Below are 27,000 nucleotides of genomic sequence, written 5' to 3'. Positions count from 1 at the left end.
ATGCGTCATCTCGGCGTCTCCTCTGCGCTCCTCGCATTTCTCGGGGCCGCGACATCGGGTGCGTTCGTCGCGGTCGGCTGCCACGCCTCGGGCCCGCGCGTCGAGGTCGGCGCGAGCGGCGGTGCGCCCGGCGACGGCGGAGGCGGCGCGGGCGGCGGCGGCGCGCCCGAGGGCGGCAGCGGCAGCGGCGATTTCGTTCCGGATAACGGCCTTGGCGGGGCTGCCCCCGGCGACGACGACGCCGGCGCCGGCGACGCCGCCGTGAACCCGTGCGGGACCCAGTGCGGTCCCGAGGAGCTCTGCGATCTCAACCATCTCGGCCTCGACGACGACTGCGACGGTCAGGTCGACGAGACGTGCTCCTGCGTCGCGGGGCAGGCGCACGCGTGCTTCATGGGTGATCCGTCGTACCGCGGGGCGGAGGGGTGTTTTCCGGGCACCGAGCTTTGCAACGAGGTGGGCGTCTGGGGGCCGTGCGTCGGCGGCAGCCACGCGACCGAGGCGTGCTTCAGCGAGAACCCCGCGGGGTGCCACGCGCTGAGGGTGCCTCCGTTCGCGAACGTGGATCTGAAGGAGGGGACAGGCACGTTCAGCGTGGACGCCGAGCCTGGCTCGGAGACCTGGAGCGTCGTTTGCCCCGCGGGCATCGACCCGTGTCCGGCGGTCTCCGGGGCGAGCCCGGCGGATGATTACAAGCCGCTCCAGTCGGGGGAGTACAAGGTCATCTACACGAAGCGCCTCGCCGACGGCGCGACCGACTCGTGCGAGTACGCCCTTTACGTCGGCGCGCCCGGCCTCCGGGTCGAGCTCGAGTGGGAGCACGACCTCGGCGGCGAAGGGGTGGATCTCGATCTGCACCTGCACAAGCCGGGCGACACGCGGCCGTGGGCGGTCGCCGGCTCGCCGGACGACTGCGGTTACAACAACTGCACCGTGGACACGTTGGGGTCGGATCCGGAGCTGCGGTGGTTCAGCGACGGCGCGTCGCCGCCGGAGCCGGTGAGCTGGTACGCGGATCCGGAGGAGGCCAAGAACACGTGTTATTACGCCCCTCGCGGCGCCGGGCAGGCGTGGCGCGATCTCGGCCAGGGTTGCTACAACCCGCGGCTCGATATCGACAACATCACGTGCGACCCCGACGTCACGAACCCGGACAGCGATGACTTTTGCGCGCCCGAGAACATCAACGTGGATTTCCCGCCGTTCGGGCAGTGGACGCGGATCGGCGTCCATTACTACTCGGCGCATGGCCGGAACTACGCGGTTCACCCGCGGATCAAGATCTTCTGCAATGGCTCCCTCGGGGCGGATCTCGGCCCGACGGGGTTCTACGACCCGGAGGCGCCCGTCACGTTCGCGCCGGCCGACGGGAGCACCCGGTACTGGCTGGTCGCCGACGTCGCGTTCGTCGAGGGGGGGGAGTGCGGGGAGGACACCTGCGTGGTGAGGCCGCTGTACGAGGACGAGACGCTGAAGACGCCGCTGCTGACGACGCGGTCGTCGGTGGAGTCGAGCTTCGGTCCGGCGTACCCGCCGCCGCCCTGATCGCCGGTCTCCCCCGGGGCCGCGGGGGGCGCCCGCGGCCCCGCGCGCGGGCGCTTTACAGGGGCGGCGGGGCGGTGCACGCTAGCGGCATGGGCATCTTCGACCGGATGGGAAAGGTCATCTCGAGCAACGTCAACGCGCTCCTCGACAAGGCGGAAGATCCGAAAAAGTCGCTGGATCTCATCGTCGAGGAGATGAAGGACCAGGTCCGCGCGGCGCGGAAGGAGCTGGTCGACGCGGTGGCGGCCGAGAAGGTGCTGCGCAAGAAGGTCGACGAGCTCGACGCCGAGGCGGAGAAGTGGGAGAAGCGCGCCGAGCTCGCGCTGAAGGCGAACGACGAGAAGCTCGCGCGCGAGGCGCTCGTGCAGAAGAAGCGGGTGGTGGGCGAGCGCGACCGCGCCGAGGCGATGCGCGCCGAGCAGCGCTCCGCGGTGCTCTCGATGAAGACCGAGCTCGAGCGCATGGAGGCCAAGCAGGAGGAGTTCCAGGCGCGGAAGGGCACGCTCGCGGCGCAGATCCAGCAGCAGCGCGCCGGCGGCGGCGCCGAGGGGCTCGGGGCGAGGGGCGGCCAGAGCGCCTTCTCCGAGTTCCGGCGCATGGAGGAGCAGGTCGAGGGGCAGGTGGCGCAGGTCGCGGCGTCGCGCGAGATCGAGGAGGCGATCTCCGGCGGCGGGCTGTCGGCGGCCGAGCTGGAGGCGAAGTTCGCCCAGCTCGAGCACGGCCGCGGCAGCTCCGACGCCGGCAGCGCGGACAGGCCGGGCGGGTCGGCGGTCGACGACGAGCTCGCCGCGCTGAAGAAGCGGATCCGGATCGGGTCCTGAGGGGCTGAAAGAAGAGCGGCGGCGGGCGGGGCGCGGCGGCCGTCCTCGCCGGACGCGCTCCGCGGCGCCGGCGATGCATCGAGCGTCATTCCGCGCCGGCGAGCATCCTTCCTTCGACAGCTGACGAAGGCTCCATCACGGAGCGGTGGGGGCGGCGTCGCTTACGCCGGCACGCGTGGGCCGCGGGGGAGCGCGCGCTGCGAGAGCGCGGGCGCAGCCGTCCGGACCGGTATTTTTTGCGCATCTATGGCTCATGTTACGCTGCCGCGCCTCACAGAGAGCCGAGGTGCGCATGAAGTGGAGTTCGATCGTCTTTCTTGGGTGCTTGCTGGTCGCCTGCGGGGATGATGAGGTTACCTTTGGCAGCGGCGGCGCGGGCGGCAGCGCCGACGGCGGTGGCGGCAGTGCCGAAGGCGGAGGTGGCGCGGGCACGGGCGGCAGCGCCGAAGGCGGCGGCGGCAGTGCCGAAGGCGGAGGTGGCGCGGGCACGGGCGGCAGCGCCGAAGGCGGCGGCGGCGCAGGCACGGGCGGCAATGCGGAAGGCGGCGGCGGCGCGGGCGGCAGCGCTGAAGGCGGAGGCGGCGCAGGCACGGGCGGCAGCGCCGAAGGCGGAGGTGGCGCGGGCACGGGCGGCAATGCGGAGGGCGGCGGCACGGGCGGCACCAGCCTCGACAGGACGGAGCTCGCGATCGCCCCCGGCGATGCCGCCACGGCGGGCTGCGCGACGTTCGTGGACGGGGCCTGGGGCGTCGGGGAGACCGACTTCATCGGCGGCGAACCCACGAACGACGATTGCGCCCTGGTGCCCGTGCTGGTCGACGGGAGTCCCTACTGGATCACGTCGCGCGAGTTCGAGGGGGACATCGATCTCGACAGCCTGGAGCACTCGTTCCCGGACGCGGCGGCGGCGATCGGCGAGGGGAGCTATTCGATCGTCCTCCGCAACTTCACGTTCGAGGAGATCTTCACCGGAAGTATCGAGGTGGCGGACGTGACGGACGAGGCCGTCACCCTCTCGATCGAATAGAGAACTTCGCCCCTCGCGCCTCGCCCGTGGCGGCGCGCAGCGATGGTGCGGCCCAGCCGGCATGCTCCGACATGTCACGGTTCGATCGCGACATTCTGCAACCTCACCAAAGCCCCGGCGGAGCGAGGATTCCAAGACCGGCGATGAGCGAGCGCTCGTCCCTGCGATTGCGGTCCTAGAGCACCGAACAGGTTGAACGTTGCCTGGCTTCAATGAGTTGCGAGGCCCAGCCGAGCTGCCAGGAAGCAAGCTCCAAGGGCGAGGACTGCGGGAAAGAGAGAAACCGCAAGGGGCGCAAGGGGCGCAAGGGACCAGAGACGAAATATTATCTCTCCTTCCCCTCGCGCCCCTCGCGGTTTCTCTTCCCTTCTGTTGATTTCTCGAGACTCCAACGTGATCGGTGCGCTAAAACGCGCTGTTCTGCCAGAAGCACCGCGACAGGACGGATTGCTGCGTTAGGAGACATGGATGGAGAGGGACACGTTGGACTGGCTTCAACAATGGTACCGCTCACAGTGTGACGGGGATTGGGAGCACCAGAATGGAATCCGGATTGAGACGCTGGACAACCCGGGATGGTCCGTCGTGGCTGACGTGGGTAGGGCTGAGGCGCCGGCGCCGGTCTCGGAAGAGAGGCGTGTTGACGACTGGGTGCGCTGTGACGTGAGGGATGGGCGCTTTCATGGTCATGGAGGGCCCGGCAATCTTCGGGAGATCCTGGAGATCCTTCGGGCGTGGATCCGCGCGTCGCACGGCTGAACTTTCGGCGCCGCGACCGCTCGCAGCCACGATCTCCGCTACATGCTCGGTGCATCTCAGCCGTCCGAGCGGCTCGATGCCGGCCGGCGCGGCGCCTCGAACCTCATCGGCGCTGGGAGGTCTTCGCCATCTTCTACCCCCGCATCGGCGTGGAGCCGACGTTGATGGCGCTCACCCCCCTCTTCGGCGACACCGTCGCTTGCGGAACCTCCGGGTCGGGTTGCGGCCAGAGCTTGGGAGTCGGATCAAGTAGCCTCGTTCATGCTCGAGCTCGCGCGTCCTCCGCTCCGTGCGAGGGGGCTGGGCCGCGGGCGCGGTCGATTTGGTGAGAAATCGCTGGCTCCAAATGCAACGCCCGGCTCGACCCCCTGGGCTGTTGCAATCACCTGGTGGCTGCGGCAGAGCTGCGCCGTGCGCCCTGCCTTGATCGAGCCGACCCGCTGGGATTCCCCGCGATGCGATGACTACGGCGATATGGACGCGGTCCGCCGGTACGAGCGCGAGGTGCGCGTCTATCGAGCGCACAGCGAGCCCTTCTCCATCACGCCGCTCAGCGGTCGAGTCGACGGCGACTACGCGGTGGCGAGCGGGAGCGGGGGGCGGTACGTCGTCGATCTCGTGGACGAAAGCGGGCGCCACGACTCGTGCTCTTGCCCTGATTTCCTCGGCAATCAGCTCGGCACGTGCAAGCACCTCGAGGCGGTACGCCGCGCCGTCGCGGAGCGTGCGGCGTGGCGCCGCGCGCTCGCCCGGATCGACGCGCCGGCGCGGCCCACGCTCACGGTCGACGCGCGGGACGGCCTGCGCCTGCTCGCGGTCGGCGCGTGGCCCGCGTCGCTCCGCGAGGAGCGCGCGCGCCTCGTGCAGGCGGGCGGCCTGCTGAGGACGGCGTCGGAGGGAGGTCTCGGGAGTCACGCGCATGCGTGCCGGATCGTCCACGCGGCGCTGGCGGCGGCGGAGCGGCTCGCGGGGGCGATCTGGCACAAGCGCCGGCGGCGTGAGCTCGAGGCGCGGGGTGGTCGCGCGCAGGGCGCGCTGGAGGCCCTCGGGCTGCCGCTCTTCCCGTACCAGCGCGAGGGCGTGCTCCACCTCTTCCGCAACGGGCGGGCGCTGCTCGCCGACGACATGGGCCTCGGCAAGACCCTCCAGGCGATCGCCGCGTGCGAGCTCTTGCGGCGACGCGGCGAGGCGCGGCGGGTCCTCATCGTCACGGCGGCGTCGCTCAAGCACCAGTGGGCGCAGGAGATCGCGCGGTGGACGGGCGAGCGCGCCGCGGTGCTCGGCGGCTCTCCAGCGCAGCGCACGGGGGCGCTCGCGCTGGAGGCGGCGTACACGGTGCTGAGCTACGAGCTCACCTGGCGCGAGCTCTCGCGGCTGAAGGCGCTCGCGGCGGACGTGCTGGTGCTCGACGAGGCGCAGCGCGCGAAGAACTTCCGCACGAAGACGGCCGCGACGCTGCGCGCGATCCCGTCGCGCTTCCTGTTCGTCCTCGCGGGGACGCCGGTCGAGAACCGCCTCGACGACCTGTACGCGCTGCTGCAGCTCGTCGACCCGGCGCTGCTCGGGCCGCTCTGGCGGTACAACGTCGACTTCCACCGCCAGGACGAGCGGGGCAGGATCGTCGGCTACCGGAACCTCGGGGAGCTGCGCCGCCGCGTCGCGCCGGTCGCGCTCCGGCGCGAGCGGGCCGAGGTGCTGCTCGATCTGCCGCCGCTCGTCGAGCAGACGCGGTACACGCCGCTCACGCGGGAGCAGCGCGAGCTCGAGGCGGACTACCGCGCGCAGGCGGCCCGGCTGCTCGCGATCGCGGAGCGCCGGGCGCTGCGCAAGGAGGAGCTGGACCGGCTCATGATGATGCTCATGAAGGCGCGGCAGGCGTGCAACGCGCTCGAGCTGTGCGATCCGAGGCGCCGCAAGAAGGCGTCGCCGAAGCTCGACGAGCTGGAGGCGCTGATCGCCGAGGTGACGGCGCAGCCCCGGAACAAGGTCATCGTGTTCTCCGAGTGGGTGGGGATGCTGGAGCTGGCCAGCGAGCGGCTCGACCGGCTGCGCGTCGGCTACGCCATGCTCCACGGGGACGTGCCGACGGAGCGCCGCCCGGCGCTGCTCGACCGGTTCCGGGACGACCCTGCGGTGCGGGTGCTCCTGAGCACGGACGCCGGCGGGGTGGGGCTCAACCTGCAGGCCGCGAGCTACGTGGTCCACCTGGATCTGCCGTGGAACCCGGCGCGCCTCGATCAGCGCACGGCGCGCGCGCACCGCCTGGGCCAGGCGCGCAGCGTGAGCGTGACCTACCTCTGCGCCGAGGAGGGCATCGAGCGAGGCATCGAGGGCATCCTGGGCGACAAGCGCAAGGTGCTGGTGGCGTCGCTGCGCGCCGACGCCGAGGTGGAGGAGCTCGCCGCGCCGAGCTTTGTGGTGGTGCTGCGCGAGATGCGGCAGGTGCTGGCTGCGGCAGAGGGAGCCGAGGCGGCGGAGGGAGCCGAGGCGGCGGAGGGAGCCGGGCCGGAAGGAGCTGGGGCGGAGGGCGAGAGCTCGACGGCGGCGGGGGGCGCCGCCGCGCTGCTCGTGGAGCGCGAAGCGGGCGGCCAGGGCGCGCCGGCGCTGGCGTTGCTGGTGGAATCGCCGGGGCGAGGGGCCGCGCCGGCGATGGATGCCGCGGCTGGGACGATGGGAGAGGCGACGCATGAGGAGGTCGGCGGCGGCGAGGTGCCCAGGCCGCCGGCGGTCGCTCGCCCTCCGGCGGAGGCCGCGCGGAAGGCGGCAGCGGACAGGCTGCGGCTCGCGCGGGTGGTGCTGGACGCCGGCTTCGCGGCGGACGCGGCTCGCGCGGCTTACGAGGCGCTCGCCCGGACCATCGCGGGCATGCTGGAGGGGCCAGCGCCCGAGTCGCACGCGGCCCTCATCGCGGGCGTGTACCGCGACCTCGTACCGGCCGGCGGGCTGCCGGTCGAAGCCCACGCCGTGCTCGCGCGGCTCCACGATCTCGGCGCCCTCGCGCGCGCAGGCGTGCCGCTCGACGCGGCGCTCGCCAGGTCGGCCGTGGATGAGGCGACGAGCTGGGTCGAACGGCTGGGAGGCGAGGGCGTCGCGCGACCCGGCGGGCAGGCGGAGTCTCCGGGGTAGAGCGCGGGCGTCGTCATCCCGGAGAAGTCGACGGTCGACGAGCAGGAATACACGCGAGAGCAGCGCGAGCGCGAGGGGCATGCGAAGGGGGGCGCGCCACGGCTCCGCGTCGGCCGCGGCCGCGCGGCGATCCTCGTCTGGAGGGCGCGTCGTCCCTTCTCGACGTGAATGTCTCGGCCGCGCGCGGCATCGGAGAATCGCATGCCGTATTGACGGTGCCCAGCGGGGACCATCGGCATCGCCTGCGCGCGATGAGATCGCCGAGGAGATCGCGATGAAAGCGCGATGAGAGCGCGATGAGAGCGCGATGAGAGCGCGATGGGTCGCAGCCGATCCCGCCGGGGTGACGGCTTACTAAATTGTGTTGCCATAGTCGCCTGACCCATCTATAGGGTTAATCGTGGGAGACCACGCGTGCCTGATCCTCCCGCGTCGCGGGGTTATCAGGGCGACGGCGGACTCTCATGACCATTGGACCGGTCGCTCGGAATCCAGCCGCGCTTGATTCTGCGGTTCCCGACGGTGGGAGCCGCGAAGCCTCGCGGCCTGCTCCCTGCGGCCTGGACCATCTCGTCCGGACCAAAATGCGCCAATGCACACCAATGCACGCCAATGCACGCCAATGCACGCCAATGCACGCCAATGCACGCCAATGTACAAACGACCAGATGCAACTAAATTACTAAATTGTGTTGCCATGGTCGACTGACCCACCTATAGAGTTAATCGTGGGGGACCGCGCGCGCATGACGCTCCCGTGTCGCGGGGGCATCAGGGCGATGGTGGGCTCTCATGGCCATTGGACCATTGGCGGAGGGTACGATCTATGGACAAGCACATTCGATATGCTCTATCGACCCTGCTCGCGGCTGCGTCGCTGGGCACGGCGGGAACAGCTCACGCCTACGTGACCATCGCGGGGGATGTGTCGCCCGGAAACCCGAGCGACCCGTGGGATCTGGGCTCGGGCACCCTCCGCGTGGGCGGCGCGAGCAACCCCTGGGAGCCCACCTTCAACAGCGGGGAGGTGATCGTCGCGAGCGGCGGGCAGCTGTTCAGCGCGGGCGCATTGTTAGGAAATGATCGCAGCGGCACGGTTCAGGTCATCGGGTACGGCTCGAAGTGGACCAACAGCGGACCCATCCAGATCTGCGTCAGCGGCGATGATTGTCAGGGGCTGCTCCTCGTCCAGAGCGGCGCCGAGGTGCTCACCGAGGATCTGGTGGTGGGCGACCGATCCTCGCAGAACCATGGGGTCCTGCGCGTCGAAGGGTATGACGCCACCGTGACGAGCCTGGGGGATACGTACGTCGGCCTCAGGGCGCAGGGCAGCGTCGAGCTCAAGCAAGGGGCGAGCTTCTTCTCGAACAATGTCTACATCGGCGGTGCGTCGGGCTGCTCGAGCTGCAACGGCCAGGTGACCGCGGCAGGCTCCGGGACGAAGTGGGTGAGCACAGGAGAGTTCGTCGTGGGGATGTACAGCCTGGGCACGCTGGACATCGACCGGGCCGAGGTCTCCACGATCAATGCCAGGATCGGCTACCGAGACGCGCTGAGGCGCCCCGCGGCCAGCGTGCGCGGTTGGGGTGGTACGTGGACCAACCAGGGGCTCTTTCGCGTGGGGACGGTGCAAGGGAATGGCGAGCTCACCATCGGGGCGTACGGGACCCTCGTGACGGAAGATACCGAGATCCACTCCGAGCTCGGCGGGGCCTTCATCAAGGTGAATGACGTCTACGCGTCATGGCTCAACAGCGGCGACGTCACCGTCTTTGCCAGCGGCAATCGGTCGCCGTCGATCGTGGTCGGCAAGGACGCCTTCGTGAGCATCGACGGCCTCCTCCGGACCGCGCCGAGGGCCGTCGGCCTCTATCCCTACCTGGGGCCCTCCGTGCGCCTCGAGGACGGCGACCTCGTCGCGGGCGCCATGGAGGTCGAGGAGGGCGACCTCGACTTTGCCGGCGGGCGCCTCGAAACCGGCAGCTTCGTGGGCGATCTCGCCAACACGCAGTCGGGCGAGCTCTCGGTCGGAGAGGCTCACCCGGCGACGGCCATCGTCGGCAGCTACAGCCAGGGGCCGGGGGCCACCCTGAGGATCGTCGTCGGGGGAGCGAGCCCCTCGCCGCTTCTCGACGTCGACGGGGACCTCCTCGTCGATGGGGCGCTGGAGGTGGTGCCGGCCGACGGCTCCGTGTCGCTTCAGGTCGGGGACACCATCGCCCTGCTGGGCTGGGGCGGTGACCTCGCGGGGACGTTCGCCGCCGTGAACATCGCCGTGCCGCTCGCCCCAGGCCTCGCCTGGGACACCTCGGCGCTCTACACGACCGGCGAGATCACCGTCGTGCCCGCGACCTGATCACGGAACGCCCCGGCGCCCGCGCCTACTTCGGCCCCGCCCTGCCGATCGCGATGACGTTCTGCTGCGCGGCCGGCTTGCCGCCCTCGTTGGCGGAGACGAACGCGCGCGGGTGCGCCCTGAGGAGCGTCACGGTGAGCGTGATGCCCCAGCCGTCGTTGGTCTTGAGCTCGGCGTGACCGTGGCTGTCCTCGACCGCCACGATCAGCCGGCCGAGCGGCTCTAGACCGGCCGGCGCGGAGCCCGGGGCGGTGAGCACGCGCTGGAGCGCGGACTCCGGCAGCCCCAGGCCGAAGCCGACGTCGAGGATCGACAGCTGCACGCCCTGGGGCGCCTCGCGCACCGACACAACGGGGCCGTGGCCAGGGAGCCCGCGGCCCGCGACGTCGGTGAGGAACGCCTCGAGCACCTGCCCGAGCTCGCCGCGGTGGCCGAGGGCGTGGGTGGCGCCGCGGATGGGCTCGAGCCGCACGGCCCGGCCCGTCGCGCGGGCGGCGCTCGCGACGGCATCGGCCACGACGTCGCCGAGCTGGAAGGCGCAGAGCGGATCGGCGGCGTCGCGCACCGCGAGCGGCCGCACGTTGTCGGACACGGGGGCCGCCTGCTGGACGGGGATCAGCGCGGCGACGTAGCCCGCGATCCACGAGGAGCCGTCGGACTCGCGCCGCAGCGGGCGCACCGAGAGCACGGCCGGCTCGGGCGCGCTGACGCTCAGCTCGATGCCGTCGTCGCTCGCCATCACGCTGGAGAGCGACACGGCGGCGTCGCTCGCGGACGTGGCGCCGAGGACGTCGCCCAGCGTGAGCGAGCCGGGCGGGAGCGCGGCGCTCGCGCTCTCCGCGGGCACCGTGACGTCGCGCGCCCGCAGCCACTTCGCGAACTCCGGCGCGACGAAGCGGACGTCGCCGAAGGCGTCCGCGTACAGCAGCCCGACCGGCGCGCTGCGCAGCATCGAGCCGAAGAGCTGGAGGTCGTCGAGCGCGACGCGCGCGCCCTCGACAAGATCGTCCTCCGGCGAGCCGCCGCCGCGCGCCTCGCCCGCGCCGCCCTGCGCCGTGCGCGCGAGGCGCTTCCTGCGCAGGAGCAGCGCGAGCTCGCGGCCGACGTGCTCGGCCCGCTCCGGCTCGCGCGAGAACGTCTGCTCGGCGACCGGGCCGCAGAAGAACACGTACCCCTCGATCTCGCCGAACGCGATGAGCGGGACCACGACCGCCGGCATGTCCTGCTTCGCCAGGAACCGGCGCGAGAGGCGGATCGCCGGCACGCCCTGCTCGCTGCTGTACGGGGGGCGGCGGACGTCGCGGCGGAGCTCGGCGACGAAGCTCTCGCCGCCGCCCTGCCTGTCGTTCCAGAACCGGAGGTGCCAGCTCCCCGCGGGCAGCTCCGCGACGAGCACGAGATCGGCCGGGTGCGCCTGCTCCGCGAGGCGCGCCACGCGCGGCCAGAACTCCTCGTCCGGCAGCGTGTGGACGCCCTGCATGCGGAACAGCGCGGCGCGCTGGATGAGCTCCGCGGCGCGATCGACGGAGCGCTGGACGACGAGCCCGCGCACGATCATGACCCCCGCGAACGCGACCGCGAGGCCGAACAGGGCGCTCGGCAGCGCGATGAGGCTCGCCTCGGCCCGCGCGGCGAGCACGCCCTGCCCCGCCGCGAGCGCGAACACGCCGAGGAACAGCGCGGCCGTGGCGACCAGGCTCCCGTAGCGGCGGCGCGCGATCCACACGAGCCCGCCCGCGAGCAGCACGAACAGCGCCGGCACCCACGCCGGCGCCGAGGCGCGCCGGCCGCCGTCGAGCAGCCCGCCGAGCACCGCGGCGACGCCCCTCGCCGGCGGCAGCGCCGACGTCGCGACCGCCTGGGGCGCAACGCCGCCGGCGCCCGCCGCGACAACGGCGACGCGGCCCTCGAGCGCGCTCGCGGGGACCTGGCCGTCCGCGAGATCGCGCAGGCTGACCGCCGGGACGCTCTGCGGGGCCTTCTTGAGCACCCAGGGCGCCGCCGAGACGCCGAGCGCGCCGAGCTCCGGCGCGCGCTCCCCCGCCGCGAGCGGGAAGAAGCCGACGACATCGCCGGCGCTCAGGCGGAGCAGCTCGGGCGGCATCCGGACGATCGGCGCGGCGCCCGCGGCGCTCGCGGCGCTCATGGCGCCGGCGCGGCTCGCGGCGCCGCCGCAGAACGCGTCGGCCGGGGGGATCAGCAGCGCGCCGCGCGCGCGCCCGCGCTCGAGCAGCCCGGGGAGCGAGCGCTCGCAGAGCCCTTCGCGCAGCGCCTCGGGCGAGGCCGTGACGAGCAGCACCTGCGCGGACGGCGCGGCGTCGGCGAGCGCGGCCGCGGTGAGGCCGCGCGCCACATAGTCGAGCCGATCGAGCGGCGCCACGGCGGCGATCAGCGCCCCCGCGACGATCGAGAGCACGTCAGGCGTGAGCCACCCGAAGCGCGTCCCCTCCGCCTGCGCGGCCATCGGGCGCGGGATGCGAAAGGGCTTGGGGATCCGCGGACGGTAAGTCTTCGCCATAATCGCTGAAGGCCGCGGCCCTCGAGAGGGGCGCGGGACGCCCCGGGCAGCCTGAGCGTCGCATCGTGGTCGAATCAATACAATTGTCCACCCGGGTCCGCCGCGCCAAAAACATCGGCTGTGCGACGAGAAGATCGCTCCCCAGGGCCCGAGGCGCAGCCGTCGCGCCCGCCTCTCACGTCCTCCGGTGCGCCGCGATCTCCGACCTGGCCGCGGCGCCGCGGTGAATCCCGTGCCGCGGCTCCGCGGCGAAGCGGTTCGCGACAGGGTGCGACGTGGTGCTCCCAACGCTCCGCCGACGCGCGTTGTGTTGCGGGCGGCGCACGTGTGATGCGACGTCAGCGCGCTGTGACGATTCGGCTGGATCGGCCTGTCGGAAGGGGTTTGAATCCTTGGTCAGTATGCGCCGTGCTTCACCTGTGCTTCGTGCCGCGCCCGTCCTTGGTCTGCTCAGCTTGGTCAGCAGCGTGGCCTTCTCGGCCTCCAGCTGTGGCTGCGAGTCGGACGTGCAGATCGCAGATTCTTCGGGCAGCGGGGGCGCGGGCGGCGGCGCGGGCGGCGGCGGCGCAGGCGGCGGCGGCGCGGGCGGCGCGGCCGGGAGCGGCGGCGGCGGCGCCGCCGGGAGCGGCGGCGGCGGCGCGGCCGAGGCCGGCGGCGGTGGGGCGGGCGGCGCCGGTGGGGAGGAGCTGCCGGACGAGCTGCCCGACTTCACCGAGGAAGAGCGTGAGCCCACCGAGGCCACCGACGGCATCCCGAGCCCGCTGCCGGGCGTGTACACCGACAAGGGCGTGGCCGGGGGCGACGAGGTGGTCCGCGCGCTGATGGGCTTCCCCATCCGCAACTCGGGGCTGCTCGAGCAGCGGATCGCCGAGATCTACGACCCGGCGGGCCCGCGGTTCCGCCAGTACCTCACGCGGGACGAGTGGATCGCGGCGTACGCGCCGCGGGAGCGCGACGTGCACCTCGTGAAGCTCTGGCTCGAGGAGCAGGGGATGCAGGTGAACTTCACGGCTGCGAACCGGCTGCTGATCCAGTTCACCGGCACGGTGAGCCAGTTCAACGAGACCTTCGACACGGAGCTCCGGGTCTTCGAGCGAGAGAACCCTCAGGCGGGGAATCCGCCCTTCGACGTCTACGGCTCCCTCGGCCAGCTCACCGTGCCGGCGTGGGTGTCCGAGCGCACGACCGGCATCATCACCGCGGATCTCGCGGCGAGCACCCGGCCGCTCCCGGGCGAGGCCGGGGAGATCGAGCCGGATCCGCCGGCCGGCGTCGAGGGGGGGCTGACCCCCGCGCAGATCGCGGGCGCGTACGACGTCGACGAGCTCTACGAGCTCGGGTTCACCGGCGAGGGCGTGAAGCTCGGGGTCACGATCGGCGCGACCTTCAAGTACAAGGACCTGCAGTCGTTCTGGCGGGCGCTCGGCGTTTCGCGGGCGAACCCGCTGGTCGTCCAGACGATGGAGCCCGTCTCGACGCGCTACGTGGAGTCGACGCTCGACGTGTCGTGGGCGGGCGGCCTCGCGCCGGGCGCGGACCTCGTGGTCTACCAGGGCCCCGACGCGCGCAACACGTCGATGGTCTACACGTTCAACGAGGCCATCGGCCGCGGCGAGGTGTCGGTCATCACGGACTCGTTCGCCCACCGCGAGGACTCCGAGCCGCCGGCCGTGCGGCTCCAGTACCACCGCTCGGCGCAGATGGCCGCGGCGCTCGGGATCACCGTTGTCGCGGCGACCGGCGACTCGGCGCAGACGGACACGCCCTCGGCGAGCCCGTACGTGACCGGGGTCGGCGGGACGTCGCTCTCGCTCGACGAGGACGGCGAGGTCGAGGACGAGCGCGCCTGGCCGGGCTCCGGCTCCGGCCCGACGCTCTCGTTCCCGATCCCCTCCTGGCAGGTCGGGGTCGTCGAGGGATCCGGCGGCAAGCGGGCGGTCGCGGACGTCGCCATGCACGCCGCGACCTCGCCGAGGCCGTACTGGGTCTACTACCTCGGCGAGTGGCGGAAGTACGGCGGGACGTCGTTCTCGGCGCCCGCGTTCGCGGGGCTCATCGCCGTGGTGAACAGCTACCGCGCCGCGCAGGGCCTGCCGCGCGCCGGGTTCCTCAACTCGATCCTCTACACGACCCCCGCGGTGCAGGCGACGTTCCGCGACGTCGTGCGCGGTGAGACGGAGTTCTTTGCCGCGGGGCCCGGCTGGGACTACCCGACGGGCTGGGGCGCGCCGAGCGCGATCGGCCTGGCCACCACGCTGCCGTAGCGCGCCCGCGCCGGCAACCGCGCCGGGCGGCGGCGCGCGCCGCCCCGCCCCGCCGCCGCCGCCCCGCCGCATGCTCGAGAACCTGCCGCTCTTTCCACCGAACGGGCTCGATCGGAGCCTCCACACCGCGGTCCTGATCGGCCTCGTCTTCGGGACGTTCTTCACCGAGACGCTCGGCTGGACGTACGCGGGGCTCGTCGTGCCCGGCTACCTCGCGACGGTGTTCTTCGCGGCCCCGGTCACCGCGGTGTTCATCGTCGCGGAGTCGATCGTGACGTACCTGTTCGTGGCGCTGATCGGCCGCTGGATCACCCGGACGGGCGCGTGGTCCACGGCGTTCGGGCGCGAGCGGTTCTACCTGTTCATCGTCGGCGCGGTGATCGTGCGGCTCTTCGTCGAGGGCTTCGTCGTGCCCGAGGTCTCGGCGCGCTACGACTTCGTGCACTCGCGGGAGCTCTACAGCATCGGGCTCGTGCTGGTGCCGCTCATCGCGAACGCCTTCTGGAACAGCGGCTTCTTGCGCGCGGCGCCGCGGCTCGCGGTCGTCACGGCGCTGACGGCGCTCGTGCTCGGCGTGCTGCTCCGGACGACGAACCTGTCGGTCTCGCGCTTCCAGGTGCTCAACGAGAGCCTGTCGCTCGAGTTCCTCGAGCTGCCGAAGGCCCACATCATCCTGGTCATCGGCGCGCTGCTCGGCGCGCGCAACAACGTCCGCTACGGGTGGGACTACAACGGCATCCTCGTGCCCGGCCTGCTCGCCGTGGCGTGGTACGAGCCGACGAAGCTGCTCACGACGACGATCGAGGCGCTCGTCGTCTTCTACCTCTCGCGCTGGATCACCTCGGTCCGCCCGTTCTCCCGGATGCTGCTCGTGGGGCCGCGGCGGATGATCTTCGTGTACGTGCTCGGCTTCCTCGTGAAGATGGCGATCGGCTTCGCCATGGTGCGGTACGCGCCGGGGCTGCAGATGGTCGACTACTTCGGCTTCGGTTACCTGCTCCCGAGCCTGCTCGCCGTGAAGATGTGGAACAAGGAGCACGTCGGCATCGTGATCATGCCGACGATCCAGGTGTCGTTCACCGCGTTCCTCGCCGGCAACGGCGTCGGTTACGCGCTCGTGGCGCTCGGCTGGGGCGGCGCGCCGCCGCCGCCCGCGGCCGCGGCGAGGCCGCTGCCGCGCATCGAGAGCGCCGCGCTGTCGCTCGTGCTGGCGGACACGGCGCCCCGGCCCGGCCCGCGCCCGAGGGCGGCCGCGATCGCCGCCGACATCGAGTCGCGGCGGATCGCCCACCGGCTCGCGCGCGGCGTGCTGCGCGACGGGCGGCCGGCGGACGAGCTGCTCGGCGCGGCGGAGCGCGCGCGGGTGTCGGTGGCGCGGGAGGGCGACGGCGAGCGGCCGTGGTACGTGCTGAGCCCGCGGTTCGACGATCCGGACGACACGCCGAGCGCGCCGCGGGCGGCGATCCGCAAGCGCGTCGGCCGGAGCCCGACGTCCGCGCCCGAGTGGCTGGTGCTGGCCGCGCCCACCGAGCTCGGCTCGGCGCTGCCGGCGGTGGCGCTCCGGGTCGCGGAGCTGCTCGACGCGGCGGGGGTCGTGCTCCTGTCGCGCCACGGGGCGATCCGGCGCCACGACGAGGCGTTCGTGGCCGCGATGATCGACGCCATGGAGAACCCCCAGGTGCTCCTCGTCGAGCCGGGCGGCGGCGACGGGCCGGAGCTCAGCGTGGTCGGATCGCCGGCGGGGCTGCCCGTCGTGTCGATCGGCCTGGGGCTCGGCGCCGAGACGGCGATGACGTTCCGCCCGGCGGCGGAGCCGCCCGCGCCCCTCGGCGACGCGCCGCGCCTGCACGTGCCGCGCGAGGTCGCCGAGGCGGTCGGCGCGCGCTCGCTCGGCGCGCCGGAGGCCGTGCGCTGGACCGGGACGCTGGAGGAGGAGCTCGCGAAGCGGATGGTGTCCTTGACGGAGGTCCAGCCGGGCCGCTTCCGCCGGCCGTCGCTCGAGGAGCTCAGGCTGTTCGACGCCGTGGTCGCGCCGCGGCTGATCGCGGCCGCGACGCGCCCCGGCGGCGCTTCCGGCGCGGAGCCGCCGACCGCGTGGGAGCGGGCGATCCTCGGGCGCCTCGGCTTCCGCGAGGTGCGCATCGGCGGCACCGACGCGGCGCCGGCGGCGTGGGGCATCGCGGAGCCCGGGCCGGCCGAGGGCGGCCCGGAGCGGCGCGGGAACCCGGCGTGGCTCGTGCTGGCGCATGCGTCGGCGTCGCCGCCTGCGGCGTCGACGAGCGCCATCTTGCCCGCGCCGGCCTCGACGGAGGCGGTCAGGTCGCCGCTGACGGGCGCGATGCTCGTCGAGGTGCCCGCGCCGCGGTGGCAGATCGGGGCGTTCGGCGCGGGGCTCGCGCTCGCCGACGCGCTCTCGGCGCAGTCGCTGCTGCTCGCCGGGGCGGTGCCCACGGCGGAGCCGAGCGGGGCCGCCGACGTGCGGCGCGCCGAGGGGCTGCGCAGCTACTTCCAGCGGGCGCACGAGGTCTGGGTCGGGGACGGCGGCAACGCGCTGTCGGTGCAGGCGATCGAGGCGGATCGGACCTACGAGCGGGACGCGGTGGTCTCGTTCGGGTACGAGGTCGTGCGGCCGGGGCACGTGCCGACGTTCGCGGGGCCGCTGCTGGAGACGCTGCGCGATCTCGAGCTGCGCGTCGGGATCTTCGACGGCACGCGCGAGCAGGTGCCGTTCAGCGGCGCGACGGACATGGCGATGGCCTACGCGAAGCGGTTCGCCGAGGGGCGGTTCGCGATCGTGTACCTGGGCAGCGCGGTCCGGCGCTTCTTCGAGCTCCGGCGCTTCGTGGAGCCGGGGCAGGGGGAGACGCGCCTCGAGGCGCGGCTCGCGCGGCTCGGCGTGACGCCCGAGCCGCTCGACGTGGCCGCGCGCGCTCGGGCGCTCGCGTCGTGCGCGGGGAGCGCCGGCGCAGGCGCGAGCGGGGACGAGCTCTGCCCGACCCGGGGTGTGACCGCGGCGTGCGATCTTGCCGCTGCGATGGAGCCCTTCCGGCGCTACACGACCGAGCGGAACCCGTATTACCTGAGGGCGCACTTCGCGACGCAGGCGACGCCGGCGGCGGGGCCGGCGAAGGCGGACGCGACGCGGGCGGCGGCGGACGCGACGCGGGCCGGGTCGGACGCGTCGCGGGCGGCGGTGGCGGTGGCGCCTCGGGCAGGGCTGGCGGCGGCGGCGCGCGCCGCGGCGGCGGCCGCGCTGCGCGGGAGCGCGCCGGCCGCGCCGCGGCCCGAGGCGCAGTGCCATGTGGAGATCGGGCGCGACGTGATCACGGGGCGCCCGTGGGTCATCGCGGCGCGGCCGGGGGAGGCGCAGCTGCTGCCGATCGACGGCGCGCTCGTCGCGGTGCCGGGCGCGGCCGTGCCCGGCGGTTCGCGGCTGCGGCGCGCGGTCACCGTCGGCACGAGCGCGCTCCGGGTCGAGGCGGCCGGGCCCGGGGCGGCGCCGCAGCGGGGGGCCCCGTGACCGCCCCGGCGAAGCGCCGCGCGCCGGCGGGCCACGAGGCGGCCGCGCCGCCGCGATCCCACGCGGCGCGGCCGCCGTCGCGGGCGCGCCTGGCGACGGCGGGGTTCCGCGCCCGCGACGGCGCGCCGCGCAGGGCGCTGAACCCGCGGTGGCTGATCGCGATGGCGCTGCTCGGGGTGACGGCGTTCGCGCTCTCGCAGCTGTCGAGCGCGCCGCCGCTGGGCAGCGCCCTGCCGGCCGAGGACGAGATCCTCGCCTACCACATCGAGCCGGAGCGGGACCTCGTGATCAAGGTCCCGGCCGAGATCGACGCGGTGGAGGTGACGACCTGGGGGAGCGTGAGGGCCGACGCCTGCGACTCGGCGCGGCGCTACCCGTACGGGTTCGTCGCGGCGTTCGTGAACGAGCGCGGGGAGGAGGTCGCGCGGCACGCGATCGATCTGGAGAGCCGGGTCAGCTGCGATCCGGATCGTCCGCTCGGCGAGGGCGAGTACGCGGCGCGGCTCGCGAGCGGCGGGGGCGCGGTGACGGATCCGCGCTCGACGCTGCTCATCACGCACGACGTGCTCCCGCAGGGCGGGCAGGTGCGGCTCCGGGCGAAGCCCGCGGCGGGGAGCGACGGCGGCGACGGCGCGCGCGCGCCGAGCGAGCTGACGATCCTGTCCCGGCTCGAGGGGCGCTACCAGCGCAGCGAGGCGTCGCGCGCGGTCTACGAGCAGAGCCTCGACGCGGAGGAGCGGCGGCAGCTCGGGCTCCGGGCGTCGGCGCTCGGCTTCGCCGATCTGCCGGAGCCGGCGCGGAAGGAGCTGCTCCGGGGCTGGGCGCGGCGGCTCGAGGCGGGGGGCCGCGAGGGGATCGACTACGCGATGTCGCGCCTGCTCTTGCGGCGGTTCCGGATGCCGTACCCGCGCGCCGAGGGGCGCGGCGCGTCCGAGTTCGTGATCGGCGAGCGCCGCGCGGCCGCGCTGAACTTCCGCGGCCCGCTGTCGCTCGACATCGAGGGCCCGCCGGGCCGCTCGGTGCGGGTCGCCGACGGCGCGAGCGGGTCCGCGAGCGTCGCGCTCGGCCCGCTCGGGAGGGCCACGGTGCGGCTCCCGCGGGAGGACATCCGGACGGTGGTGATCGACGGCGTCGGCCCGGATTTCGGCGTGCGCTTCGGCGCGCCGGAGGCGCAGGCGATGCAGCAGATCGGCGAGATCGTCCACCCGGCGATGCCCTCGCCCGCGGGCGAGGGCGCCCCCGGCGCCGCGCCGGGGGCGCTCCCGCCGGGGGCCGCCGCGGAGCCGTCCGCGGCGGGCGCGGAGGCGGCGCCGGCGCGGCTGCAGACGCCGCCGGACGTGCGGATCGTGCGCTACCTGGCGCTGGACCCGAGCGACCCGGTGATCGCGCGGATGGCGCCCGGGCAAGAGCTCCTCGGGCTGCTGATCCGGACGGAGATCGACGCGAGCGGGGGCGCGAACCAGGGCGACGCGACGGTGGTGGCGCGGTGGGGTCCTGGGCCGTCGGAGCGGGCCGAGCTCAAGGTGACGCTCCCGCGATCGCGGTTCGAGTGGTGGAACGAGGGGTTCGACGCGTCCGAGCCGCGGCTCGCGATCCTCCGGCCGCCGGCGGGGGTGGAGCGGATCGAGATCACGGGCGACGCGAGGACGCGCCTGCGGCTGCGCGCGATCGAGCCGGGCGTGAACGAGACGCTGTACCGGCTGCCGTACCGGGTCACGCTGGCCGAGGACGAGACGTGGCGCTACGCGCCGTTCGACGTGAGCACGTGGACGGACGTCCGCGCGTTCAACCTCGACGATCTGGAGCGGAAGGAGCGCTTCTCGGATCTGCGCGAGCAGGTGCGGATCGAGCGGGCGGGGGAGGGCGGGAGGTCGAACGCGGATCGGCCGGAGCGGGTGCTCGTCCCGGAGCACGCGCCTGTGCGCCGGCGGCTGCTGATGCCGGCGTGGCAGTCGGCGGGGGAGCCGTCGCCGGGCGACGCGTGGACGCCGCTGCTCGTGGCGAAGGACGTGCGGGTGGACGGGGCGGGGGCGCGGGCGGGGCGGCTGTCGGTGATCTACCGGGCCGCGCGCGCGTCGCTCGGCAAGGAGGTGGCGGTGCGCGTCGACGGCGAGGTGGCGCTGAAGGAGCCGATCGTGGCGCTGTCGGGGTCGCTGCGGGTGGCGGCGCCGGCGGGCGCGCGGCGGGTCGAGGTCGAGGGGCTGGGCGAGACGGGGGTGGCGTACACGGACGCGCCGCCGGCGAACGGCGGGGCGATCGTGCGCCGGCGCGACGTGTTCGAGCTGACGCGCGCCCGGCCGATGACGTACGAGTTCGAGCAGGAGGCGGGCGAGACGCTGCACCTGGTGCTGTTCGTTGTGACGCCCGGGGAGAACGCGGACTACCGGATCCGGTACCGGCTCGAGGGGGCGAAGCCGGCGTCGCGGGAGGCGGCGTTCTTCCGGCGGGTGACGATCCCGGACGGCGTGCTGGCGGGCCGGGGCGGCGACCTGACGCGCGCGACGCTGTGGGAGGCGGCGACGGAGAAGCGCGGCACGGACGGGGTGGGGCGCGCGGTGATCCGGCTGGGCGACGACCTTTCGCCGGGGGAGCGGGTGGTGCGGCTGTCGCTGCTGGGGCCGCAGCCGGGCGATACGAGGGAGCCGGCGAAGGCGGTCTGGGTGGGGGCGGTGCTGGTCGGGCAGAAGGCGCCGGGGCGGGACGACGGGCCGAGGCTGTGGGTGGAGGACGATCCGTGAGGAAGGTCCGGGTGAAGCGTGGCGCCGGGGCTCGGCAAGGGGTTCCAGTACCGTCGGGGACCGATGTCGGAGAAGGCGCGCAGCCGGCCTTTCTTGACCGAGGCCAGGTGGAAGGCGATCGAGCCCGCCCGATGAGCACTCCTTCCCCGAGTTATTCGAGCGCCCGACGAACCTGATCGCGCCGTCGCCGATTGTCCTCGTCGTCGGGTAACAGGAGCGAGAAGTTTTCGCTGTCGATCACGAGGAGTACCTCGTAGTGCCGGAGGAAATCCCGGCCCAGCAACAGATCTTCATAGCCTGACATTTCTCGGAGCTCCGGCCGCTCAGCCCCACCGACCTGCCATGCGAGCTGGGGCGAGGGTGAGAGCTGAAGCACGCAGCCGCCGATGCTTATCGAGACCTTCTCGCGGATCCAGCCCCCAGGTCCGATGAGCGGCAAGCGGAGCGTTTCGCGAGGCAACGCGGTCCTCCAGCATGCCTCGAGCCAGCGATGGCTCAGCAGCGTGCAGTCCGCTCCAGAGTCGATGAAGACATCAGCTTCTAGCGGCGTGCCCCCGAGCCACCGCTCGAACTGGATCCTGATCGGGACGACCAGACCCAGGTCATGTTCCTGAGGCTGGCCCTGGTGCTCCGTAAAGAACCGAGAGACGCCGAACGGCTGCCGCTGGACGATCACCATGCTCAGGCGCCGCGCGGCGAGCGACCACGGACTACAGGATCGCGTTCGGGTAGCCGAATCCCAGGCTCGATAAAGACTGGCGTGCCGCCGGGAACCTCCTCGAACACCGACTCGTAGCTGCGGATCGCCTCCTCCCGATCGGTGGAATGAAAGAGCACTCGCGTCCCGATCATGATGACGAACTCGCCGGGGAACTTGCTTGCTTCCTCATACTGGCGCCGGATCAAGCGTTGCCGTGAGTGCGATGGCGAGTCGTTGACATGAGTCGACGACCGCTGAGCCGCCTCTATGTCCTCTTCGGCCGCATCGTCAGGGGCGCTTTCCAGGTTCCATAGAGGTGGACTGATGAAGCTCGACAGGTTGGGCGCGGCTCTGGCCAGCAGAGCCATGGCGCGCGGCGAGAGGACAAGGACGGTGGACCCTTCGCGCGAGAGGCGGCTCCTCAACAGATCGAGGCGCTTCCACTCGTCACCCGAGAGCGCCTCCAGCCCGGAGACGACGAGCAGCGCGCCTCGGCCCGCGCGCAGACGCCTCGCGAGCGCGGATGCATCCGGGGAAGCCTCCAGATGCTGCCCCCTGGAACGGTGAGCGATGCGCCGCGCCAGGGACAGCGTATCTCCCTCGGAGACGACGACCGCTCGGATTCCGCCAGGAGCGAGCTCCGCGTCGTTCCTGCGGCACAGCTCGTCAAGGCGAATCGACGGGAGCCCGACAGCGCTCATGCCGCCCCCTGGCGGTTGGCCATTTGCTCGAGGAGAGGTTCCAGTGTGGGCTGAACGACGAACCGCGAGCTGCCGTTCCGATACTCCAGCACGCGGCGGGTCATGAGGAGTACCATGTCGTCGTCCGACGTCGGGACGAACGTCCCCGTCTGCCGCACTCGCTGCAAGACTTCGATTTCGGAGGGCTTGAGCCCGAAGATCAGCTGGCGCCCGAAGGCGTCAGCGATCACGTCGATGTGCTCTTCCTCGACACGATCCGCGCCGCGCATATACGCCTCCTCTCCCGCCGAACGCGCCAGAGAAATGAGATCGCGGAGTACGCCGCCGGAGCGCTCGGCGAGCTTTCGACACACCGGTTCGGGGAGCAACTCCGACGGCGCTCGCCTTTGAAGGACGTCGACCAGGAAGGCGCGCCCTCGCTCGTCCTGCTGAACGTCGACCGCGTGCTGCGGGTAGAAGTGCTGAAAGTAGTCGGTGACCGTGCGGTGCGGACCGAACATGGATCGGAGCGGCCCCACAAGGACGATACCGATGCCGGCCTTCTGGATGGCGCGGACGTCCTGCTCGACCACGGTCGCGAACGCCGCCGGGTCCGGCAGCCGGTCGAGTGAGTCGAACAGGAGCACGAGGTATGGGAAGCGCCTGCAGAGGCCGCTGCGGATCTGAGCGAGCCGCTGGGCCTTGTCCGCCACAGACGAATCGAGCGGCTTCTCCGGCGAGGACAGGAGCGGCTTCTCTTCAATGATGTCGTGGTAGCCGCGCTCCGGCTCATCATCATAGGGATCATAGGGCTCACCGGGGTCGTCGTCGAAGGGGACCCATACGTGACGATCATGACCGTAGGCCCAGCGTCGGAACTGCTCGCCGGCCTCGAGCGCCACCTTGTCGTCCCCGGGTTCCAGGTGCCGGCGGGCAGCAAGCCCGGCAGCGATGATCAGCGTTCCAGGTACCATGCTCTGGAGATCATGGATGAGGCTCAGGTCGATGTACTCGGCGCGCGTATCCGTGAGTTGATTCAAGCGGTCGCACGCGACCAGGAGCTGCGTGGTCTTGCCCGAGCCGATGCCACCGACAATCAGGTGCGACGAGGTGGGGTCGATCTCCAGCCGCGCGGCGACCTCGTCGGCTGTGGACCGCCCCGGTCGCGGTACGTAGAGACCGTCGCGGACCGCGCCGCGCGGATCTCCGGCGGGGTTGAACCGCGCCATGTACTCACGGAATTTTTCGAGCCGCGTGGTCACCTGGGGAGTATGGCAGCTTGCTCCCGAGCACGTCCACATGCGCGGCGCGTGAGCCCGCGAGGGGCACGGACGCGGACGTGCTCCCCTGTACGCTGCCTTGGCGCATGCCACGGCCGCGCCACCGCCTGCAAACATGCCGAGGGAGACCAGCTCCAACCCCGCCGCCGCGTTCGACCGTGACGATCTCCTGACGCGCTTCCCATCCGCGCCGACCGGCCGAGGTGGTCGCTGCTGGGGCCGCAGGCGGCCGATACGGGTGAGCCGGCGAAGGCGGTCCGGGCGGGGGCGGGGCTGGTCGGGCAGAAGGCGCCGGGGCGGGACGACGGGTCGCGGCGGTGAGTAGAGGACGATCCATGGTGTGGAGCCGGGTGGAGCGCCGGATCGATTTGGAGGGCAGAGCGTCGTCGAAGCGCCTCGTACGTGGCGCGCCCCTGAAATCTGCTCCTCGTGAGCGCTTATGTCGCGGATCGACTCGATGGGTCGCTGTCATCTTCACGAGCGGCTCGCCGCGCCGCGCGCCGCACAGCCACGTGGGAGCTACGTCGAGCGGTGCGGATGGCATTGGAGAGGGCTCTCCTGGTCAAGCCGAACCATGCGCTCGGGTTGGTCGTGCGGCCCTTTTTGTTGTAGGGTCCCCCCGCGCGCCCCCGCGGCTCGCAGCAGCGGAACGAGCACACATGGCGGACATGGCGGAAACGACGACGAGCCCGCTCGGGAAATGCCTTGTTGCGGTGCCCATCCTTCGCCTCGCCGGCGCCAGCCGCGCGCGAGTCGCGCGCGCCTTCGCCGGCCTCGCGTCTGCGGTCGCGGTCGCGCTCGGCGGCGCGGCGGCGCACGCGCAGGAGCCGGCGCGCGACCCGGTGGCCGCGGAGGCGCTCTTCAAGGCCGCGCGCGCGCTCGTCGACAAGGGGGACGACGCGGCGGGGTGCCCGAAGTTCGAGGCGAGCCTCGCGCTCAACCCCTCGGCGAGCACCCAGATCAACATCGCGCGTTGCCGCGAGCGCGAGGGCAAGCTCGCGACGGCCTGGCACGATTACCATCGGGCCCTCGTCCTGAACCGCGAGACGGCCGGGGAGCAGCGGCGGCGGAGCCTGGAGGAGGTCGCGAACAAGGGGATCGCGGCCCTCGAGCCGCGCGTGCCGAAGCTCGTGATCGTGGTCAAGGGCGCGCCCGCCGGCATGGAGGTGCTGCGCGACGGCACGGCGCTCCCGGCGGCTGCGCTCGGGGAGCCCCTGCCGGTGGATCCCGGCCCGCACGAGATCCGCGCGAGCGCGCCCGGGCACGAGGCAGAGACCCGCGCGATCACGCTCGCGGAGGGCGAGACGACGACGGTCGAGCTCACGCTGCGACCCGCGGCCGCGGCCGCGGCCAGCGCCGCGACGCCGCCCACCAGGGCGAACGAAGCGCGAGGCGGGGGCACCCCGACCTGGGCCTGGATCTCCGGAGCCGCCGGGATCGCCCTCGCCGGCGCGTCGGTCGGGTTCCTGATCGACGACCTCTCCGCGATCAGCGCGTTGCGTGAGAACTGCCGTGATGTCGCCGGCGGGACGTACTGCGACCCCGGCTATGACTTCGCGGCCGACAATGCGCGCAAGAACCGCGATTTCGGCCTCTTCGTCGGCCTCGGCGCCACGGGCCTCGTCGCGGTGGGGGCGGCGGTCTATGGGATCGTCCGGTCGGGCGGCGAAGAGGCGCCGGCGGCCGTCGCGCTCCCGTGGATCGCGCCGTCCGGCGCTGGCGCCAGCATCTCCGGGAGCTTCTGATGCGAACGGGCGAGACGAGACGCGTGGTGTTCAGGGCTCTCTCGGCGATGGTGATCCCGCTGGTCGCGGCGAGCGCGTGCATCCCTGACGTGGAGCCCACGGAGGGCGTGGTGGTGGGCGGCCAGTTCAACCGCCTGAACGACACGCGTTATCCGGCCACCGTGGCCGACTTCCGCCTCGATCGCTTCGAGGCGACGGTGGGCCGGTTCCGGCAGTTCGTCGCGGGGTACCCGGCGACCAGGCCGAACGCGGGAGCGGGCGCTCATCGGCTCATCGAGGGCAGCGGCTGGGACCCGGCGTGGGATGCGAGCTTGCCCGCGGGGCAGGACGAGCTGCGGGCCTCGCTGCAATGCGACCCCAACTTCCGGACGTGGACCGATGAGCCCGCCGGCAACGAGGCGGCGCCGATCAACTGCGTGAGCTGGTATCTCGCGTTCGCGTTCTGCGCATGGGACGAGGGCCGGCTGCCCACGGAGGCGGAGTGGAACTACGCCGCGGTCGGCGGGAACGAGCACCGCGCGTATCCGTGGGGAGACGAGGCCCCGAGCCAGGATCTGGCGGTGTTCGGCTGCGACTCCACGATGACGGTGTGCCCGATCCCGTCCGTCGGGTCGAAATCCCCGGCGGGCGACGGGAGATGGGGACAAGCCGACCTGGCGGGGAGCTTGTTCGAGTGGGTCCTCGATTACCACGCCGATCTGACGGCGACGTGCATCAACTGCGCGACGCTGACCGACGGAGGCTTCGGGAGGGGCTCCCGCGGAGGGGCGTTCTCCCACACCGAGGAGACGCTCAGTCCGACGTACCGTATCGGCGAGCTGCCGGAGAGGACGCTGTCTTTCTACGGTTTCCGCTGCGCGCGGGGCGAGTAGGGGCAGACCGCGTCCTGGCGCAGCCGTGCTCCTCGCCAGTGTTCTTCATTCCGTGCGAGTACGTCAGGCGCTGGCAGTCGCTTGATCGGGATCACCCCCCCGCTCCGTGCAGCGTCTGCAGCCGCTCTTCGATATCGAGGTAGGAGAAGTACTCGGGGTTCTTGTCCTTGAGCTGCTTCTCGATCTCCTTCCGCCGGACGGAGTCCCCCGCCTCGAAGGCGGCCTTTCTTTCCTCCATCAGGCGCGAGATCTCCTTGCCAAACGGGTGCGTGCCATCGAACGCGGGGGAGAGCAGGATCTCCTCCACGGGCTTGTTCGCGTAGAGATCTGTGGCGTCATCGACCACGCAGGCCTTCCGCTCCCGGTCGTAGCGACAGACGAACACACGGGCGCCTGGAACCGAGCCGACAATGAAGGGAGAGTGCGTTGTGGCGATGATCTGAAGATTCGGGAAAATGCTGAGCACGTCGCCCAGGAAGCGCTTCTGCCAGCGAGGATGCAGGTGGTTCTCGGCCTCGTCGATGAGCAGCAGTCCAGGCGTTTTGCAGAGCTCGGAGGCTTCCGTCTCGCGCAGGACGTGCACGGCGTACATCTTGCCGAGCAATCCGCGCGACGTCGCCCACGAGCTCGCCAGGCCACCGCTGGACCGCCCTGCCCTCGCTCGGAGGCTCTTCGGGCGGCGCCACGGGCGCCATCACCGCCTGCACCGCGGTCCACTCCCGCCGCGCCTGCACGAAGAGCTCTAGGGCACCGAACACGCTAGAGTCCCTTGCGGTTTGTTTCTCTCCCGTATTCCTGGCCCTTGGCGCTCGCTTCCCGGCAGAACGGTCGAGCCCCGCAACCCATTGAATTTAGATAGCTTTCAACCTGTTTGTCCCTCTAGAGGTCGACCTTGCCAGGCTACGAGGCCGAAGAGCTGAGTGCACCGAGGTTGCTCGACGGCCTGGCAGGCAGGCCTACCGCGCGGCAACAGGCGCGGGCAGCGGCTGATGCTCCGACAAGGCGTACGCGAGCCGTAGGCGGCACTTGGTGACACCTCGGGCCGGTTC

At 72.4% G+C, this 27,000-nt stretch carries 16 protein-coding genes; 11 read left to right on the top strand and 5 right to left on the bottom strand.

Annotation, left to right across the window (positions count from 1 at the left end; translation table 11 throughout):
• The 6 genes from WMF44_RS40455 (at position 1) to WMF44_RS40430 (ending at position 9,634) form a co-directional block, all read left to right on the top strand.
• A complete protein-coding gene (locus tag WMF44_RS40455) occupies positions 1-1,545 on the top strand; it encodes a hypothetical protein (protein ID WP_437295381.1) in 1,545 nt (514 codons plus the stop codon).
• Positions 1,546-1,634: 89 nt separating this feature from the next.
• The gene (locus WMF44_RS40450) at positions 1,635-2,366 is read left to right on the top strand and encodes a PspA/IM30 family protein (protein ID WP_437295380.1); all 732 of its coding nucleotides are present in this window, start codon (positions 1,635-1,637) and stop codon (positions 2,364-2,366) included.
• Between the two features lie 292 nt (positions 2,367-2,658).
• Positions 2,659-3,393 (top strand): hypothetical protein, encoded by a 735-nt coding sequence (locus WMF44_RS40445; RefSeq protein WP_437295379.1) that lies wholly within the window; start codon positions 2,659-2,661, stop codon positions 3,391-3,393.
• Between the two features lie 468 nt (positions 3,394-3,861).
• Entirely contained in the window at positions 3,862-4,152 is a 291-nt protein-coding gene (locus WMF44_RS40440) for an immunity 53 family protein (RefSeq protein WP_437295378.1), read from the top strand.
• 411 nt (positions 4,153-4,563) lie between these two features.
• Positions 4,564-7,278 (top strand): DEAD/DEAH box helicase, encoded by a 2,715-nt coding sequence (locus WMF44_RS40435; RefSeq protein ID WP_437295377.1) that lies wholly within the window; start codon positions 4,564-4,566, stop codon positions 7,276-7,278.
• Positions 7,279-8,104: 826 nt separating this feature from the next.
• The gene (locus tag WMF44_RS40430) at positions 8,105-9,634 is read left to right on the top strand and encodes a hypothetical protein (RefSeq protein WP_437295376.1); all 1,530 of its coding nucleotides are present in this window, start codon (positions 8,105-8,107) and stop codon (positions 9,632-9,634) included.
• A gap of 25 nt (positions 9,635-9,659) precedes the next feature.
• Here the strand turns inward: WMF44_RS40430 and WMF44_RS40425 are convergent, their stop codons facing one another.
• On the bottom strand, positions 9,660-12,152 hold the full coding sequence (locus WMF44_RS40425) for a hypothetical protein (RefSeq protein ID WP_437295375.1): 2,493 nt from the start codon (positions 12,150-12,152) through the stop codon (positions 9,660-9,662).
• Positions 12,153-12,658: 506 nt separating this feature from the next.
• Between WMF44_RS40425 and WMF44_RS40420 the strand changes: the two genes are divergently transcribed.
• The 3 genes from WMF44_RS40420 to WMF44_RS40410 all read left to right on the top strand — a co-directional run bounded on the left by WMF44_RS40420 (position 12,659) and on the right by WMF44_RS40410 (position 20,674).
• Complete coding sequence (locus WMF44_RS40420; RefSeq protein WP_437295374.1) at positions 12,659-14,416, top strand: S53 family peptidase; 1,758 nt, start codon at positions 12,659-12,661, stop codon at positions 14,414-14,416.
• Positions 14,417-14,486: 70 nt separating this feature from the next.
• Positions 14,487-17,936 (top strand): poly-gamma-glutamate biosynthesis protein PgsC/CapC, encoded by a 3,450-nt coding sequence (locus WMF44_RS40415; RefSeq protein ID WP_437295373.1) that lies wholly within the window; start codon positions 14,487-14,489, stop codon positions 17,934-17,936.
• Positions 17,933-20,674, top strand: a complete 2,742-nt coding sequence (locus WMF44_RS40410; protein WP_437295372.1) for a hypothetical protein — start codon at positions 17,933-17,935, stop codon at positions 20,672-20,674. The genes WMF44_RS40415 and WMF44_RS40410 overlap by 4 nt, the downstream gene beginning before the upstream one ends.
• Before the next feature lie 151 nt (positions 20,675-20,825).
• Here the strand turns inward: WMF44_RS40410 and WMF44_RS40405 are convergent, their stop codons facing one another.
• Genes WMF44_RS40405 through WMF44_RS40395 form a run of 3 tightly spaced genes read right to left on the bottom strand, consistent with a single transcriptional unit; the run spans position 20,826 to position 23,316 of the window.
• Positions 20,826-21,353 (bottom strand): hypothetical protein, encoded by a 528-nt coding sequence (locus WMF44_RS40405; protein WP_437295371.1) that lies wholly within the window; start codon positions 21,351-21,353, stop codon positions 20,826-20,828.
• 2 nt (positions 21,354-21,355) lie between these two features.
• Positions 21,356-22,075 (bottom strand): hypothetical protein, encoded by a 720-nt coding sequence (locus tag WMF44_RS40400; RefSeq protein WP_437295370.1) that lies wholly within the window; start codon positions 22,073-22,075, stop codon positions 21,356-21,358.
• Complete coding sequence (locus tag WMF44_RS40395; RefSeq protein ID WP_437295369.1) at positions 22,072-23,316, bottom strand: hypothetical protein; 1,245 nt, start codon at positions 23,314-23,316, stop codon at positions 22,072-22,074. The genes WMF44_RS40400 and WMF44_RS40395 overlap by 4 nt, the downstream gene beginning before the upstream one ends.
• 677 nt (positions 23,317-23,993) lie before the next feature.
• Here WMF44_RS40395 and WMF44_RS40390 point away from each other — a divergent pair.
• Positions 23,994-25,079: a PEGA domain-containing protein gene (locus tag WMF44_RS40390; RefSeq protein WP_437295368.1), complete on the top strand. Its 1,086-nt coding sequence runs from the start codon at positions 23,994-23,996 to the stop codon at positions 25,077-25,079.
• 23 nt (positions 25,080-25,102) lie between these two features.
• Positions 25,103-25,951 (top strand): formylglycine-generating enzyme family protein, encoded by an 849-nt coding sequence (locus WMF44_RS40385; RefSeq protein ID WP_437295367.1) that lies wholly within the window; start codon positions 25,103-25,105, stop codon positions 25,949-25,951.
• Positions 25,952-26,042: 91 nt separating this feature from the next.
• On the opposite strand, the gene WMF44_RS40380 is transcribed toward WMF44_RS40385, so the two are convergent.
• Positions 26,043-26,543, bottom strand: a complete 501-nt coding sequence (locus WMF44_RS40380; protein WP_437295366.1) for an AAA family ATPase — start codon at positions 26,541-26,543, stop codon at positions 26,043-26,045.
• Positions 26,544-27,000 lie beyond the last annotated feature (457 nt).

This window comes from Sorangium sp. So ce426 (genome assembly GCF_051475585.1).
Classification (GTDB): Bacteria; Myxococcota_A; Polyangia; order Polyangiales; family Polyangiaceae; genus Sorangium; species Sorangium cellulosum_B.
Note: the sequence above shows the minus strand (reverse complement) of the source record. Positions and strands in the feature narration are given on the sequence as shown.